The sequence below is a fragment of the Trueperaceae bacterium genome (assembly GCA_036381595.1).
GTDB lineage: Bacteria > Deinococcota > Deinococci > Deinococcales > Trueperaceae > DASVCN01.
The window spans coordinates 1-15,308 of record DASVCN010000005.1; the positions used below are offsets into that span (position 1 = coordinate 1).

The following is a 15,308-nucleotide window of genomic DNA, read 5'->3' on the forward strand; positions in this document are numbered from 1 at the left end:
CACCGGAATGTTGCGGGTGGCTTCGTGACTTCGCAGCCAGCCGAGGACCTCGACGCCGTTCATCCGAGGAAGTTTCAGGTCGAGCAGTATCACGTTCGGCACTCCGTTGGCGCCGCCGCCATCCGGCGTAAGTCGCTCCACCGCCTCGACGCCGTCGCGCGCGACGATCACCTGGGCGTCGACGCCGATCCTCCGCAGGGCGCGAAGGGTCAGGAACACGTCGTCATCGTTGTCCTCCACGAGGAGGATATTGCCGCTGCGCTGCCCGCCGTGCCTCACTGGGGCGAGAGTAGCACGGTGCAGTTCGAGCAGAGGTCCTGCCCGCGGGCCGGCCGGTCGAATTCCTGGAGCGGCTGTCGAGTGCGAAACTCGACTGGCCCGGCAGGCGCGTGTATACTCTAAATCGGAATAGCTCCTAGAAACGACTTATCCCGACTCGCAATACCAAGAGACAAGCGCAGAGGTAGCCGATGAGTGAGAACAAACTGGAAATTCGCGACCTGCACGCCCGCATCGTGGGCGGCGAGAAGATACTCCACGGAGTCGACCTGGTCGTGCCGAAGGGTGAAGTGCACGCACTCATGGGTCCGAACGGATCGGGCAAGTCGACTCTGGCCAAGCTCATAGCGGGCGACCCGGCCTACGAGGTGACCCAGGGTGACGTGCTCGTCGACGGTCAGAGCGTCCTCGAGATGGAGCCTGACGAGCGGGCCAGAGCCGGCCTCTACCTCGCGTTCCAGTACCCGGTCGAAGTGCCCGGGGTGTCGATCGCGAACTTCCTCCGTCTCGCCCTCAACGCGCGGCGCGAAGATGACGACGAGATCGGCGTGATGGAGTTCTACAACAAACTCCAGAGCGCGGTGAAGGCGCTCGACTGGGACGACTCGATCATCGAGCGCAACCTGCACGAGGGCTTCTCGGGCGGCGAGAAGAAGCGCTCCGAGATCCTCCAGCTCCTGGTGCTCGAGCCCCGCTACGCGATCCTCGACGAGACCGATTCCGGTCTCGACGTCGATGCGCTCAAGGTCGTGTCCCAGGGGGTGAACGCGGCCCGCGGTCCCGACTTCGGCGCCCTCGTGATCACCCACTACCAGCGGCTGCTCAACTACATCGTCCCCGACCGCGTGCACGTGATGGTCGCAGGCAAGATCGTCACCTCCGGTGACAAGGAGCTCGCCAAGGAGCTCGACGTCAAGGGTTACGACTGGGTTCGCGAGCAGGTGGCCGTCTAGCCCGCCCTGCCCATCAGGCCTGACGAACGAGAGGAGCAAAGCATGGCAGAGATGCCGCTTGAACACCCCGATGCCGGCAAGCTCGAGGGGATGCAGCACGAGCAGCAGTACGACTTCCGACTGCCCGAGAACTACTTCTTCAGGTCCGAGAAGGGCCTGAACAAGCGGGTCATCGAGAAGATCAGCTACTACAAGAATGAGCCGCAGTTCATGCTGGATTTCCGGCTCAAGGCGCTCGAGATCGCCGAGAAGAAGGGCCGCCCCAAGTGGGGACCCGACCTCTCGAGGCTGAACTTCGACGACATCTACTTCTACATCCGCCCTCAGGACCGCAAGGGCAGCAACGACTGGAACGACGTGCCCGAAGAGGTCCGTGAGACCTACCGCAAGCTGGGCATCCCCGAGGCCGAGCAGAAGGCGCTGGCAGGAGTCGGCGCCCAGTACGAGTCGGAGATGGTCTACCACAGCCTCAAGGAGGAGTGGGAGAAGAAGGGCGTCATCTTCCTCGACACCGACACCGGGCTGCAACAGCACCCGGAACTGTTCAAGGAGTACTTCGCGACGGTGGTGCCCCCCGAGGACAACTACTTCGCCGCGGTGAACTCGGCGGTCTGGTCTGGCGGCTCGTTCGTCTACGTTCCCGAAGGCGTCGAGGTGGAGGTTCCTCTGCAGGCCTACTTCCTCATCAACGCCCAGAGCATGGGCCAGTTCGAGCGCACCCTCATCATCGGCGCTCCCGGTTCGAAGTTCCACTACATCGAGGGCTGCACCGCACCCACCTACAACTCCGATTCTTTCCACTCCGGAGTGATCGAGATAATCTGTCAGGAGAGCTCGTCGGTGCGTTACTCGACCATCCAGAACTGGTCGCACAACGTCTACAATCTCGTTACCCAGCGGGCGCTCGTGCATGAGCACGCCTCGATGGGTTGGCTCGACGGCAACCTGGGGTCGAAGACCACGATGAAGTACCCCAGCTGCTTCCTCGTCGGTGAAGGGGCCCACGGCGAGGTGCTCTCGATCGCCTTCGCCGGTGACGGTCAGCATCAGGACGCCGGGGCCAAGATGATCCACGCCGCGCCACGGACCACATCGTCGATCGTCTCCAAGTCGATCTCCAAGGGCAGCGGCCGCTCCAGCTACCGGGGCCTTGTGCAGATCCACGAGGGGGCCGAGTACGCGCGCTCGAACGTCGAATGCGACGCACTGCTGCTCGACGAGACCGCGAAGACCGACACCTATCCCTATATCGAGATCAACGAGAAGACGGCGCACATCGGCCACGAGGCCACGGTCAGCAAACTCAACGACGAGCAGATCTTCTACCTGATGTCGCGGGGTCTGCCCGAGGACGAGGCGATGGCCCTCATAGTTCGGGGCTTCCTCGAACCGGTGGCCAAGGAGCTACCGCTCGAGTACGCCGTCGAACTGAATCGCCTCATCGAGCTCGAGATGGAAGGGAGCGTAGGATAGGGGCCCGCGGGCGACCCGAATCAAGATGGCAACACTCGTAGACAACACCCCCCTGTCGGACGCTGCCCTCGAGGCGCTGATACAGAAGTACGACGAGCCGCAGTGGCTGGCGCAGGAACGCCGGGCCGCCCTGCGTTCGTTCGAGCAGACTCCCTTCCCGACCAGGAGGGATGAGGAGTGGCGCTACAGCCAACTCGACCGCTTCTCTCTCGAAGGACTCTCGATCGTCGAGGGCGCGCGGGACCGCGAGGTGTCGGAGCGCATCCGGATGCGGATGACCGACTCGGACGCCGAGGGGATACTCGTCCACAAGGGCGGCGAGGTGATCCACCGCGACTCGAAGATCAGCGAGAAGGGGGTCATCTTCACCGACTTGAGGAGTGCGCTCCGTGAGCACGAGGACCTCGTTCGCGAGCACCTCTACAGCGCCGTCAACGCCGGGCAGAGCAAGTACACCGCCCTCAACTCGGCGTTCTGGGAGAACGGCACCTTCGTCTACGTTCCGAGTGGTGTCGAGGTGGCACTGCCCCTGGGTGCCTTCACCACCGCCGACAGCGGCGGCCTCGTGAACGGGCGAACTCTCGTGGTCGTCGGTTCCAATGCCAAGGTCACCTACCTCGATGAGTACACCAGCGAGCCGATCGGCGAGCGGCACTTCTACAACGGAGCGACCGAGATCATCCTCGAGGGTGGCGCCAAGCTGCGCTACGTCGCGCTCCAGAACTGGAGCCGCGATGTCGTTCACATGAACCGCATCAGGGCGCATCTGGCCCGCGACAGTCGGCTCGAGAGCCTGAGCGTGAGCCTGGGCGCCAACACCGCGCGAGCCGAGGTCGAGAGCCGACTCGAGGGGCCGGGTGCCGACAGCGAGATGCTGGGTCTCTACTTCGCCGACAAAGGTCAGCATTTCAACCAGTACACGCTGCAGCACCACGCCTCCCACCATGCCAGGAGCGACCTGCTCTTCAAGGGTGCCCTGCGTGACGCCTCGACCGCCGTCTACTCGGGCGTCATCCGCGTCGACGAGGGTGCTCAGAAGACGGACGCATACCAGACCAACCGGAACCTGCTGCTCGATCGCGATTCAGAAGCGGTGTCCATCCCGCAGCTGGAGATCGGCGCCAACGACGTGAGGTGCTCCCACGGTTCCACCACCGGCCCCGTCCCCGAGGACCAGCGCTTCTACCTGATGAGTCGCGGCCTGCCGCCCGAACTCGCCGAGCATGTGCTCGTCACCGGCTTCCTCTACGAGGTGATGAGCCGCGTTACCCTGCCGAAAGTGGCGCAGTACGTCGAGCGGGTGGTGCAGGCCAAGCTGGGCGTGCCGGGCGTGAAGGAGAAGCTCTGATCACGCAAGAGGCTGGTCGGTGGTGACCGAGACGAGAGTCGAAGTCGGAGCGACCGAGAGCTTCCCTGAAGGTAGCGTCACGGCGGTGAGCGTCGGGGGCCAGAGTCTGGTCGTGATCCGTCAGGATGGCGAGTTCTTCGCCGTTCCCGACCAGTGCACCCACGAGAAGTACCCGCTATCCAACGGCGAACTGCTCGACGGGAAGATCAAGTGCATAAAGCACGGCGCTACCTTCGACTTGCGCACCGGAAGGGCGACCCTGCCCGCGGTGAAGAAGCTGAGGCTGTTCGACACCGCTGTCGAGGACGGCAAGGTCTACGTGGTGATGCAGGAGGCCTAACGGTTCCCCCTACCGCCGGATGAAGGGCACCGGACCCGCGTTCACAGCGCGGTCACGCCATCCACGACCAGTTGCACGGCCAACATGATCAGCAGCATCCCCATGAGCCGCTCGATAGCGACCAGGCCGCGCTCGCGCAGGACCTTGTAGAGGAGCGGGGCGGCCATCAGGACCGCAGCGGTCCCGATCCAGGCGATCAGCAGCGCCGAGATCCACTTGCCCATGGCTTCCGGCTCGGTCCTCGACATGAGGATGACCATGGCCATCGCCGATGGCCCGGCGATGAGCGGGATGGCGAGCGGCACGATGAAAGGCTCGCCGCCGATCTGCCGCCCCATCACACCTTCCGGGCGCGGGAATACCATCCGCAGCCCGATGACCCCGAGCACGATGCCGCCCGCGATCGCGACCGACTGCTGTTGCAGGCCCAGGAAGCCGAGGATGTCCTGACCGACGAAGAGGAAGAGGACGAGCACGGCGAGAGCGATCAGCAGTTCGCGGAAGACGATGAAACGGCGGCGCGACGCATCGACATCCCTGAGCAGCGAGAGCACCAGCGGAGAGTTCCCGAACGGATCCATCACGAAGAAGAGCAGTGCAGCCGCGGACCACACGCTGTTGCCGATGTCCATGCGTCAGAGCGTACCCGTCGAGCCCGGCCACGACGTCGGTCCGACTCGCCGTGACCTCGGAAGGCCGGTCGCACCTGCTCAACTGGCACTACCTCACGGTGATGGAGCGGTACACCGTTACCGTGGGACACGTTCAATGGCGGCGCGAGCCGAGGTTTCGCGGCGCCAGCCATCCGGGGGTGATATGAAACGACTGACAACGATACTTTTCGCTTTGCTCCTGTTGAACGCGGCTTCCGCTCAACAGGAGCTAGGGGACGTGCCCGACGACCATTGGGCTGCGGATGCGGTGCAGCGCATGGTCGAGCTGGGCATCATCCAAGGTTTCCCTGACGGAACCTTCCGCGGGAACGAAGCGTTCACCCGCTATCAGGCGGCGCTCGTGATCGACAGGGTGCTCGACGTCCTCGAGGACCAGCGACAGGCCGCTCAGGTGCTCGGCGAGGAAGACATCGAGGTGCTGCAGAACGCCATCGACGAGTTGCGGGCCGGTTTCGAGGACCTCGATCGCAGAGTCGCTACACTCGAACAGGAGGAGGACCAACCAACGGTCCAGTCGGCCGAAGTCGAGCAGTTGCGAGCCCAGGTAGAGGCGCTCAGCACCGAACTGGAAGAGTTGCGGGCCCAGATCGAAGAAGGTGAACTGCAGGGGCCACCGGGACCTCCTGGACCGGCGGGACCGCAGGGTCCCCAAGGTCCGCCCGGACCCGCCGGGCCCGAGGGACCACCCGGACCGGAGGGCCCGCAGGGACCGCCAGGACCACCAGGACCCCCGGGGCCGGCAGGTCCGGCAGCCGAGGTCGCGCCCCGACCCGAAGTGCCGCCAGTAGTCGAGGTCGAGGAACCGGAGCCCATCCGTCCCGCCGGCCAGGTCGAAGGGTTCCACCTGGGGGTAGCAGCGGTGAGCGAGCTCAACGACCGCGTGCCGGCAAGGTTCATCATGGGGTACAGCCGTCTCATCGGGCCGATCGGCATACGAGCCAGCGTCGACTACGGGCGTCAGAGCCCGATCGACCAGGGGACACTCGCTTTCGCCGGTCACCTCACCTACCGGATCGGCATGGGGCCCCGACTGTCGAGCTACCTCGGCGCGGGCGGCGGCTACCAGCTCAACCTGATGGACTGGTACCAGGCGAACGACGGGCCGTTCGCGAGCGCCCTGCTGGGCGTCGAGTACTCGCTCAACGACTCGATGGGCCTGTTCGTCGAGGGGATGGCCGACTACTACTTCAACACCCCGCCCATCGTGGGCGAATATCAGTACGACCAGTTCTACCCGACGGTCGCGCTCGGCTTGAACCTGCGCTTCTAGGTCGCCGAGGAGGATGACGCGAGGGCGGTCCCGATCACCGGGACCGCCCTCGACGTTGCGGACCGGGCTTCTCCTTGTCCTGCTACTTCACGTCACTCGACAGCAGGACGGTGACCCGGGCCTGGATGTGATCGGGAGCGGCCCCTTCGCTGGTCTTGAACGTCACCCCCACCCGTCCCGAATCGAGACCCAGGAGACTGCACAGCCGCTTCTCTATCGCGTCGCGCTGCTCGCCCAGCTTGGGCTCGTCGAGGGTGATGACCGCGGCGACGTTGTTGAACTCGATCTTGCCACCCAGCCGACGTAGCCGCCTCAGGACCTCGCGCACGATCTCGCGGCCCGGGATGTCGCGGTAGCGCTCGTCGGCCGGTGGGAACAGGCGACCGATGTCGCCGAGGGCGAAAGCCGACAGGAGCGCGTCGGCGAGGGCGTGCAGGAGCACGTCACCGTCGGAATGCGCCTCCGGACCTCGGGGACTCCCTTCGATCTCCACCCCGCCCACGAGGAGCTTGCGCCCCGTCACGAGCCGGTGGCTGTCCTCGCCGTAGCCGATCCTCTGCATGGTTGGCATCGTCGCATTCTAAGTCAGCCGCCACTTTGCGCCGCGGCCTCTTCCAGTCAGATGGCTCCAGCAGAAGGGCCCATGCGACAATGGCGGCGATGTCCCGTGCCGGTGGGATCCTCGTCCTGGTCTGCATCACGCTGGTGTGGGGAACGACCTTCGTCGTCATCAAGGACGCCCTCGACACGATCTCGGTACCGCTCCTGTTGGCCGTGCGATTCAGCCTCGCCGCGCTGCTCCTCGGCTGGGTTCGCGTCGAACGCCGTGCTCTCGGTCCCGCGATGATCCTCGGCGTCCTCGCATTCCTGGGCTTCGCCAGCCAGACGATCGGCATCGACCTCACCTCGGCCTCCAAGGCAGCCTTCATCACCGGGCTGTCGGTGATCCTCACGCCGCTGATAAGTTCCGTCTGGTTCAGGAACAGGATCGCCCCTCGGGCCTACCTCGCAGCGGCAGTGGCTCTGGGCGGCCTGGCGCTGATGAGTTCCACCGGAGCCAGCGGGGTCAACGCCGGCGACGTCTGGCTGCTGGGCACCGCTCTCTCGTACGCCCTCTACATCGTCTACCTGGGCCAGGTCGCCGCCGACCTCCCGGTCCTCTCGCTGGCCGGGGCGCAGCACTGGCCGATGGCGCTGCTCGCCTGGGTCTGGGCGCTTCCGCAGGTCGGCCAGCTGGGTAAGGTGCCGCTGGCCACGTACGGCGCTATCGTCTACCTGGCGCTGGTCGCGACCGCGCTCGTCGCAGTCCTGCAGGCTTACGCTCAGAAGGTCGTTCCGGCGCACGTGGCCGCGCTCATCTTCCTGCTGGAACCGGTTTTCGCGGCCCTGTTCGCGTTCCTGCTGCTCGGTGAACGCCTGGGGCCCCTCGGCTGGCTGGGTGGCGTGCTGGTGGTCGTGGCCATGCTCATCAGTGAGCTGCCCAGGCGCAGGCGTGGTTGGCCGAGCAGGGAGCAGGACAGGTGAGTGCCGAGAGCAGCGGCTCACACCGCTGTTCATGAAGCATGTGTCGGACGAGTAGCGGTAAGGCGGACGCCCTCATCCAGGTGACCGAAACACACGCCTCTGACGACGGCTCCCCTTTCGCCGAGGAGGCAACGGTTCTCGGAACGTTCGGGACGTACCCAGCGCCGAGCGCGAATCTCTCGACTCCGCCTGAGCTGTGCCGAAGAGAAGGCCGTCCGGGATAGAACCCGGACGGCCGCCTTCCAGTGACTGGAACGACTTCTCAGTGTGCCCGCATCAACTGCTCCACGACGCCCTTGTCCTCGAGGGTCGAGATGTCGCCGCTCTCCTCCTTGCCGGCGGCGATGCTGCGCAGCAGGCGACGCATGATCTTGCCGCTACGCGTCTTGGGCAGCGCGTCGGCGAACCGGATCTCGTCGGGCTTGGCGATCGCGCCGATCTCCTTGGCTACGTGGTTGCGTAGTTCCGCCGCGAGTTCGTCGGAGCCTTTCAGGTCGCCCTCCAGCGTCACGAAGGCGACGATCGCCTGGCCCTTTACGTCGTGCGGCTTGCCCACCACGGCCGCCTCGGCGACATCGTCGTGGGAGACCAGAGCGGACTCCACCTCCATGGTGCCCAGCCGGTGGCCCGAGACGTTCACCACGTCGTCGACCCGCCCCATGATCCAGAAGTAACCCTCTTCGTCGCGACGCGCGCCGTCGCCGGCGAAGTAGACGTGAGGGATCTCGCCCCAGTACTGACGCTTGAACCGCTCGTCGTCACCGTAGACCGTGCGCAGCATGCTGGGCCAGGGCCGCTTCACCACCAGGTAACCGCCCTCGTTGGCAGGCAGTTCGTTCCCCTGCATGTCGACCACGGCCGGTTCGATGCCGAAGAAGGGCACGCCCGCCGAGCCAGGCTTGGCGTCGTGGACGGCAGGCAGGGTGGTGATCATCACGCCGCCGGTCTCCGTTTGCCACCAGGTATCGATCACGGGACAGCGGTCGCCGCCGATGACGCGCCGGTACCAGGTCCACGCCTCGGGGTTTATCGGTTCACCGACGGTACCGATGAGCCTTAGTGAGGAGAGGTCGTGCTTCCCGGGGTGCTCCTCACCGAGCTTGATGAAGGCCCGGATGGCCGTGGGCGCGGTGTAGAAGATCGTCACGCCGTAACGCTCGATGATGTCCCAGAAGCGGTCGGGCGCCGGGTAGGTGGGCGCTCCCTCGTACATCACCTGGGTTGCGCCGTTGCTCATCGGGCCGTAGACGATGTAGGAGTGCCCGGTGACCCAGCCGACATCGGCGGTGCACCAGAAAACGTCGTCCTCCTGCAGGTCGAACACGTGCTTCGTGGTCAGGTAGATGTAGGTCTGATAGCCCCCGGTCGTGTGGAGCACGCCCTTGGGCTTGCCGGTAGAGCCGGAGGTGTAGAGGATGTAGAGCGGGTGCTCCGAGTCGAGCGGCTCGGCCGGACACTCGTCCGAGGCGCCCTCCATCAGATCGTGGTACCAGAAGTCTCGGCCGGAGACCATGTTCACGTCGTTGCCGGCGCGCTTCACCACGATCGCCGTTTCGACGCTGGGGCAACGCTCCAACGCCTCGTCGACCGCCGGCTTGAGGGGCAGTACGCTGCCACGCCGGTGGCCGCCGTCGGCGGTGATGACGGCCTTGGCCTGAGCGTCCTGGATCCGGTCGGCGAGCGCCGTCGAACTGAAGCCGCCGAACACGACCGAGTGGGTCGCCCCGATCCTGGCGCAGGCGAGCATGGCCGCAGCGGCCTCGGGGATCATCGGCATGTAGATGGCGACGCGGTCACCCTTCTTGATCCCCTTCGACTTGAGGACGTTGGCGAGCTTCGAGACCTCGGTAAGCATGTCGCGGTAGGTGATAGTGCGCTTGTCGCCCGGTTCGCCCTCCCAGTAGAAGGCCACCTTGTCGCCCCGCCCCTGTTCGATCTGATAATCGAGGCAGTTGTAGGCGAGGTTGGTGGTGCCTCCGACGAACCACTCCACGAACGGCTCGTTCCATCGGGTCACCTGATCCCAACGACGGAACCAGTGGAGCTCCGAGGCGACCTTGCCCCAGAACTCGTCGGGCTCATCCAGCGACTGGCGGTAGAGGCGTTCGTACTCCTGGGGATCGTTGAACTTCGCCCGCGAACGGAACTCGTCCGAGGGCTCGAAGCGACGTTCCTCCTGAAGGATGGATTCGATGTTCTCCGACATTCTCTCTCCTAAAGAGGCAACTCGAATCGGGGCGTGGGCTCGCTGGTTTGGTTCGAGGATAGCCCAAAGCCGGGGGCTCCGACAAATGAGCTACAGGGTTTACGCCGCCGCAGGTACAACGGGCAGGGGGTTGGCAACTTTCCTCACCACAGGTGTAAAATTCTCATGCAGAGCAAATGTCCATAGGTCCACCAGGACGACAGCTTTGTGCGGCTGTGGCAGTCAGCTGCGCACACAGTCGCCGATCCCAGAGCCGCGGAGGTTACTCGATGGCGAAGTCCCGTGACAGGAAGAAAGCCCCGTCCGAGAGAGCAACGCTCGAGAACGAAGAGCAGAGGATCGAAGAGCAGAGTGTCGATGAACAGAAGCCGAAACGCGCGATAAGCCGCCGCTCGTTCTTGAAGACGGGCGTCGGAACGGCCGGTGGCCTGTTCCTCGCCAGCCGACTGGGTGGATCGTTCGCACGAGCGCAGGACTATCCGGCGCTCGGCAATTTCCCGGTTCGGGGCAGCACCGTAGTCTTCGGCTTCAACGTGCCGCAGACCGGCTCCTACGCCGACGAGGGCGCCGACGAGCTGCGGGCGTACGAACTCGCGGTGAGGCACCTCAACGAGGGAGGCGGGATCCTGGAGACGATGCAGCCCCTCGCTCTCACCGGCCAAGGGGTGCTGGGCAAGCGGGTCGACTTCGTCACCGGCGACACCCAGACGGATCCCGACGCCGCTCGAGCTTCCGCCCGGCGGATGATCGAGCGTGACGGTGTGATCATGTTCTCGGGCGGCTCGAGCTCGGCAGTCGCCATCGCGCAGCAGTACCTGGCCCAGGAGGCCGGCGTGATCTTCATGGTGGGCCTCTCCCACTCGAACGACACCACCGGCAAGGATCGCCGCCGTTACGGCTTCCGGCATTTCTTCAACGCCTACATGTCGGGTCAGGCCCTTGGCCCGATCCTTGCCCAGGAGTACGGCAACGACCGGCGCGCCTTCCACCTCACCGCCGACTACACCTGGGGCCACACTCAGCTGGAGTCGATGCGCAACTCCACCGAATCGCAAGGTTGGACCACGGCGCGCAACATCATGACGCCGCTGGGCCTGCAGGATTACAGCCAGTACCTGACCGCTTTCCTCAACAGCGACGCCGACGTCCTGATCCTCAACCATTACGGGCAGGACATGGTCAACTCGCTCACCCAGGCGGTTCGCTTCGGCATCAAGGACATGGATCGGAACGGCAAGCAGGTGCAGATCGTGGTGCCGCTCTACAGCCGACTGATGGCCAGCGGCGCCGGTGACGCCATCGAAGGGATCTTCGGCAGCACCAACTGGAGCTGGAAGATGGACGACCCTGGCTCCCAGGCGTTCACGCAGGCGTTCGAAGCCGAGTACGGCCAGCCTCCCTCCCAGGCGGCCCAGACCGCTTACGTGCAGACGATCCTCTACGCCGATGCCGCCGAGCGGGCCGGCACCTTCTACCCGCCGGAGGTCATCCGCGCTCTCGAGGATCACGACATCCAGGGCATCGGCCCGGGCACAACGACCTACCGCGGCTGCGATCACCAGGCGTTCCACGACATGCTCGTGGTGCAGGGCAAGTCGCCCTCCGAGCGGGAGAACGAGTTCGACCTGCTCGAGACAGTGGCGCAGATCGACCGCGACAGCGTGATGTACGAGTGCGACTTCTTCCCGGGAGAGCTCGGTCCGTACAAGGACGAGTAAGCCGTCATCGCCCGCAACGGACTCGACCGTGCCCGCCGCAGCAGATGCTGGCGGCGGGCACCCTCAGTAGGGAAGTGATATGGGGTTCGAACTCGGAGATCTGGCCCTCCAACTCCTCACCGGCCTTCAGGTCGGCGCCATCTACACCCTGGTCGCCCTCGGCCTCACACTCATATTCGGCACCCTCGGCGTCGCCAACTTCGCCCACGGTGCCCTCTATCTGATCGCCGCCTACGCCGGTTACGTCCTCTCGGAGGAGGTAGGCTGGTGGGCAGTATTCCTGATCGTCCCGATCGGGCTCTTCGTCGTGGGGGTCGTCCTCGAGCGAACCCTGATCCGTTACTTCTATCGGCGGCCGGTGACCGACCAGATCCTGGTCACCTTCGGACTCGCGCTGGTGATCCAGGAGGCCGCCCGTACCATCTTCGGCGGGACGACCAGGCCGTTCCCGCCGCCGCAGTGGGCGCTCATCCCGATCGACATCGGCATAGGCTTCTATCCGCCGTGGCGACTGGTGATCATCGCGGTGACCATCCTCGTCGTAATCCTGCTCTACCTTCTGCTCCGCTTCACCCGGGTGGGCCTCATGGTGCGGGCGGGGATGCGCGACCCGGAGATGGCCAGGTTCCTGGGGATCGACATCGACAAGACGTTCACCTGGGTGTTCGGCTTCGGGGCGCTGCTGGCGGGCGTTGCCGGCATCGTAGGGGGGCCCACCACGTCGGTCTACCCGGGTCTGGGAATGAGCGTCCTGGTCCCCTCCTTCCTCGTCGTTGTGATCGGCGGCATGGGGAGTATCCCCGGCGCTATCCTCGCCGGATTGCTCATGGGTGAAGCTATCAGCCTCTCGGTGCTCTTCTACCCACCCCTGGCTCAGGTGATCGTCTACCTGGTCGCGGCCGTAGTCCTCTCCTGGCGCCCGCGCGGCCTGATGGGCGTCGAAGGGGTGATGGAGTGAGGGGCCTGCGCAGAGATTCGGTCGCACGCGAGTGGCTGATCATGGTGATCGCCGCCGCCGTGCTCCTCGCACTACCCTGGTTCCTGGTGCAGATCGGCGGTTACCGCGAGCTGGCCACGAGGATAATCATCTTCGCCATCTTCGCCCTCGGCTTCGATCTGCTGGTCGGTTTCACCGGGTACCTCTCGTTCGGTCACGCTGCCTTCTGGGGGGTAGGCGCCTACGTCTGCGGCTACTACATGCTCCACTTCTCGCCCAACCCCCTCATCGGCATGCTCCTCGCCGTGGTCGTGGTGGGCATCATCGCTCTCGTGCTGGGGCTCATCACCCTGCGACGCCACGGCATCTACTTCGCGATCCTCACGCTGGCGTTCGCCGAGATGTTCTATTACGCCGCTTTGGCGCCACTACAGCAGTGGACCGGCGGCGACAACGGCCTGACAGGCATCCCAACCCCGGACCTCTTCGGCATCGAGTTGCAGGGCAACGCCGTCCACCTCTTCACCTGCGCCTGGGCGCTCGTAGCGATCTACGTGGCGCTGAGGATCCGGCGTTCCCCGTACGGACTCATCCTCAAGGCGATCAAGGCCAACGAGCGAAGGCTCCTCTACACCGGAGTGGACGTCTTCCGCTACAAGGTCGCCGCCTTCACCATCAGCGGCATCTACGGCGGGCTGGCGGGCAGCCTCTACGCCATCTACGAGACCTACGTGCCTACCGAGAGCCTGCGCTGGACCACCTCCGGGGAGGTGATCATCATGTCGGTGATAGGTGGACTGGGCACCCTCTTCGGCCCGATGATCGGCGCCGGGATCGTCCTCTACCTGGAGAACGTGCTCTCGGCGGTCACGTCACAGTGGTACCTGATCCTCGGCCTGATCTTCATGGCCTTCGTGATCTTCCTGCCCGGCGGCGTGGTGGAGGCTTTCGGGCGCATCGGCCGGCGTTTCGGCCGCAAGAGGGCGGTCGGGGGCGGTCCCACGCCGGCAGAGATACGAGACCGGCCGGAGCGGGGAGTGGACAGATGAGCGCGCTGCTGCAAGCGACAGGAATCAGCAAGCGGTTCGGTGGGCTGGCTGCGGTCAGCGACGTGAACCTCTCTATACGGAAGGGCGAGGTGCACAGCATAATCGGCCCCAACGGGGCGGGGAAGAGCACGCTGGTGAACATGCTCACCGGCGCCCTCGTGCCCGATACAGGCACCATCGTCTTCGACGGCAAGCCGATAGCGGGCCGCAAACCTTACGAGATCAACCAGTTGGGGGTGTCCAGGGTTTTCCAGAGCCCCGAGATCTTCCCCCAACTCTCCCTCGTCGACAACGTCACCATCGCGGCCCTATCGGCACGCGACGGCAGCTTCAAGGTCAACCCGCTCGAGCGGCCCAGCAGGCGGCGCGACGCTGTCAGGGTGGCCGAGGAGGCGTTGGACAAGGTCGAGCTCCTCGACAAGCGGGATGCCGAGGCGTTGCATCTCTCTCGCGGCGATAAACGGCGCCTCGAACTCGCCGTCTGTCTTGCGCACGAACCGCGCCTGCTGCTCCTGGACGAGCCCACCGCCGGCATGTCGCAGAAGGAAACCCAGGCGACCACCGAACTCCTGCGCCGCCTCGCGCGCGACGGCATGACCAAGTTGGTGATCGAGCACGACATGAAGGTGGTCTTCGCACTCTCCGACACGATCACCGTGCTCCACCAGGGCCGCGTGATCGCCTCCGGTCCGCCCGACACCATCCGCGAGGACGAGGCGGTGCAGGAGGCGTATCTGGGAGGGGTCGAACTGTGAACGCCACCGGGGCGAACGGCCACTACTTCGCTTGCGACGACGTCCACGCCTGGTACGGCGAGAGCTACATCCTGCGGGGCATGAACTTCACCGTCGAGCACAACGAGATCTTCACGCTGCTCGGACGGAACGGCGCGGGCAAGACCACGACCCTCAGGGCGATAGCGCGCGCTCAGGAGCCCGTCGTCAGATCGGGGCGGATAAGCCTGAAGGGCAACTCCGTGGAGCGGTTGAGCACCCATCAGGCGGCGCGACTGGGGATCTCGCTGGTACCTGAGGAGCGACGCATCATCCCGGGTCTCACGGTGGAGGAGAACCTCATCCTCGCTCAGGTCGCGCCGAACATCGGCTGGCCGCTGGAGCGGATCTACCAGCACTTCCCGCGTCTTGCCGAAAGGCGCCGCCAGCTGGGAACCACCCTTTCCGGGGGCGAGCAGCAGATGCTCGCCATCGCCCGGGCGCTCGCACGCGAACTCTCGCTGCTCCTGCTCGACGAACCGTTCGAAGGGTTGGCGCCGCAGATCGTGCGCGAGATAGAGGAGATCCTGGTCGAGATCAAGCAGGCGGGGCTGACGATAATCCTCGTCGAGCAGAACGCGGTCGCGGCCCTGCGCATCGCCGACCGGGCGGCCATCATAGACGACGGCCAAGTGGTCTACGAGGGCAGCCCGTCGGGTGTGCTGGAGAACGAGGAGCTCAGGCGCGACTACCTGGCGCTTTGACCGGCTGATGCAGGTTCGGGCGGTCGCACCGGCCGCCCGCTCGTCTGCTTCCAGGAAAGC

At 65.2% G+C, this 15,308-nt stretch carries 15 protein-coding genes; 11 read left to right on the top strand and 4 right to left on the bottom strand.

Annotated features, from left to right (window positions below):
- The coding region (locus VF168_01010) for a response regulator (GenBank protein HEX7002751.1) at nt 1-279 on the bottom strand (279 nt) is incomplete at its 3' end.
- A 191-nt stretch (nt 280-470) separates the two neighbouring features.
- Between VF168_01010 and sufC the strand changes: the two genes are divergently transcribed.
- From sufC to VF168_01030, 4 genes are read left to right on the top strand one after another with little or no spacing between them, the layout of a single operon-like run.
- Nucleotides 471-1,232, top strand: a complete 762-nt coding sequence (gene sufC / locus VF168_01015; GenBank protein HEX7002752.1) for a Fe-S cluster assembly ATPase SufC — start codon at nt 471-473, stop codon at nt 1,230-1,232.
- Between the two features lie 42 nt (nt 1,233-1,274).
- Nucleotides 1,275-2,705 carry a Fe-S cluster assembly protein SufB gene (gene sufB / locus VF168_01020; protein HEX7002753.1) on the top strand — a complete coding sequence of 477 codons (1,431 nt, stop codon included), beginning with the start codon at nt 1,275-1,277 and terminating at the stop codon, nt 2,703-2,705.
- A 25-nt stretch (nt 2,706-2,730) separates the two neighbouring features.
- Complete coding sequence (gene sufD, locus VF168_01025; GenBank protein HEX7002754.1) at nt 2,731-4,053, top strand: Fe-S cluster assembly protein SufD; 1,323 nt, start codon at nt 2,731-2,733, stop codon at nt 4,051-4,053.
- A gap of 22 nt (nt 4,054-4,075) precedes the next feature.
- Complete coding sequence (locus VF168_01030) at nt 4,076-4,393, top strand: non-heme iron oxygenase ferredoxin subunit (protein ID HEX7002755.1); 318 nt, start codon at nt 4,076-4,078, stop codon at nt 4,391-4,393.
- 41 nt (nt 4,394-4,434) lie between these two features.
- Here the strand turns inward: VF168_01030 and VF168_01035 are convergent, their stop codons facing one another.
- Complete coding sequence (locus tag VF168_01035; protein ID HEX7002756.1) at nt 4,435-5,025, bottom strand: MarC family protein; 591 nt, start codon at nt 5,023-5,025, stop codon at nt 4,435-4,437.
- Nucleotides 5,026-5,209: 184 nt separating this feature from the next.
- Here VF168_01035 and VF168_01040 point away from each other — a divergent pair, with 184 nt between their 5' ends.
- The gene (locus VF168_01040) at nt 5,210-6,337 is read left to right on the top strand and encodes an S-layer homology domain-containing protein (GenBank protein HEX7002757.1); all 1,128 of its coding nucleotides are present in this window, start codon (nt 5,210-5,212) and stop codon (nt 6,335-6,337) included.
- Nucleotides 6,338-6,419: 82 nt separating this feature from the next.
- Here VF168_01040 and ispF read toward each other — a convergent pair whose 3' ends face one another.
- Complete coding sequence (gene ispF, locus VF168_01045; GenBank protein ID HEX7002758.1) at nt 6,420-6,908, bottom strand: 2-C-methyl-D-erythritol 2,4-cyclodiphosphate synthase; 489 nt, start codon at nt 6,906-6,908, stop codon at nt 6,420-6,422.
- An 89-nt stretch (nt 6,909-6,997) separates the two neighbouring features.
- On the opposite strand from ispF, the gene VF168_01050 reads away from it, so the two are divergent.
- Nucleotides 6,998-7,861, top strand: coding sequence for a DMT family transporter (locus VF168_01050; GenBank protein ID HEX7002759.1), 864 nt, complete (start codon nt 6,998-7,000; stop codon nt 7,859-7,861).
- Between the two features lie 262 nt (nt 7,862-8,123).
- Here VF168_01050 and acs read toward each other — a convergent pair whose 3' ends face one another.
- Nucleotides 8,124-10,067 (bottom strand): acetate--CoA ligase, encoded by a 1,944-nt coding sequence (acs, locus tag VF168_01055; GenBank protein ID HEX7002760.1) that lies wholly within the window; start codon nt 10,065-10,067, stop codon nt 8,124-8,126.
- 269 nt (nt 10,068-10,336) lie between these two features.
- Here acs and VF168_01060 point away from each other — a divergent pair, with 269 nt between their 5' ends.
- The 5 genes from VF168_01060 (at nt 10,337) to VF168_01080 (ending at nt 15,248) form a co-directional block, all read left to right on the top strand.
- Nucleotides 10,337-11,785 carry a substrate-binding protein gene (locus VF168_01060; GenBank protein ID HEX7002761.1) on the top strand — a complete coding sequence of 483 codons (1,449 nt, stop codon included), beginning with the start codon at nt 10,337-10,339 and terminating at the stop codon, nt 11,783-11,785.
- A 79-nt stretch (nt 11,786-11,864) separates the two neighbouring features.
- A complete protein-coding gene (locus VF168_01065) occupies nt 11,865-12,743 on the top strand; it encodes a branched-chain amino acid ABC transporter permease (GenBank protein ID HEX7002762.1) in 879 nt (292 codons plus the stop codon).
- On the top strand, nt 12,740-13,771 hold the full coding sequence (locus VF168_01070) for a branched-chain amino acid ABC transporter permease (GenBank protein HEX7002763.1): 1,032 nt from the start codon (nt 12,740-12,742) through the stop codon (nt 13,769-13,771). Before VF168_01065 ends, VF168_01070 begins: the two co-directional genes overlap by 4 nt.
- The gene (locus VF168_01075; GenBank protein ID HEX7002764.1) at nt 13,768-14,526 is read left to right on the top strand and encodes an ABC transporter ATP-binding protein; all 759 of its coding nucleotides are present in this window, start codon (nt 13,768-13,770) and stop codon (nt 14,524-14,526) included. Before VF168_01070 ends, VF168_01075 begins: the two co-directional genes overlap by 4 nt.
- Nucleotides 14,523-15,248 (top strand): ABC transporter ATP-binding protein, encoded by a 726-nt coding sequence (locus tag VF168_01080; protein ID HEX7002765.1) that lies wholly within the window; start codon nt 14,523-14,525, stop codon nt 15,246-15,248. Before VF168_01075 ends, VF168_01080 begins: the two co-directional genes overlap by 4 nt.
- The last annotated feature ends 60 nt before the right edge of the window (nt 15,249-15,308 follow it).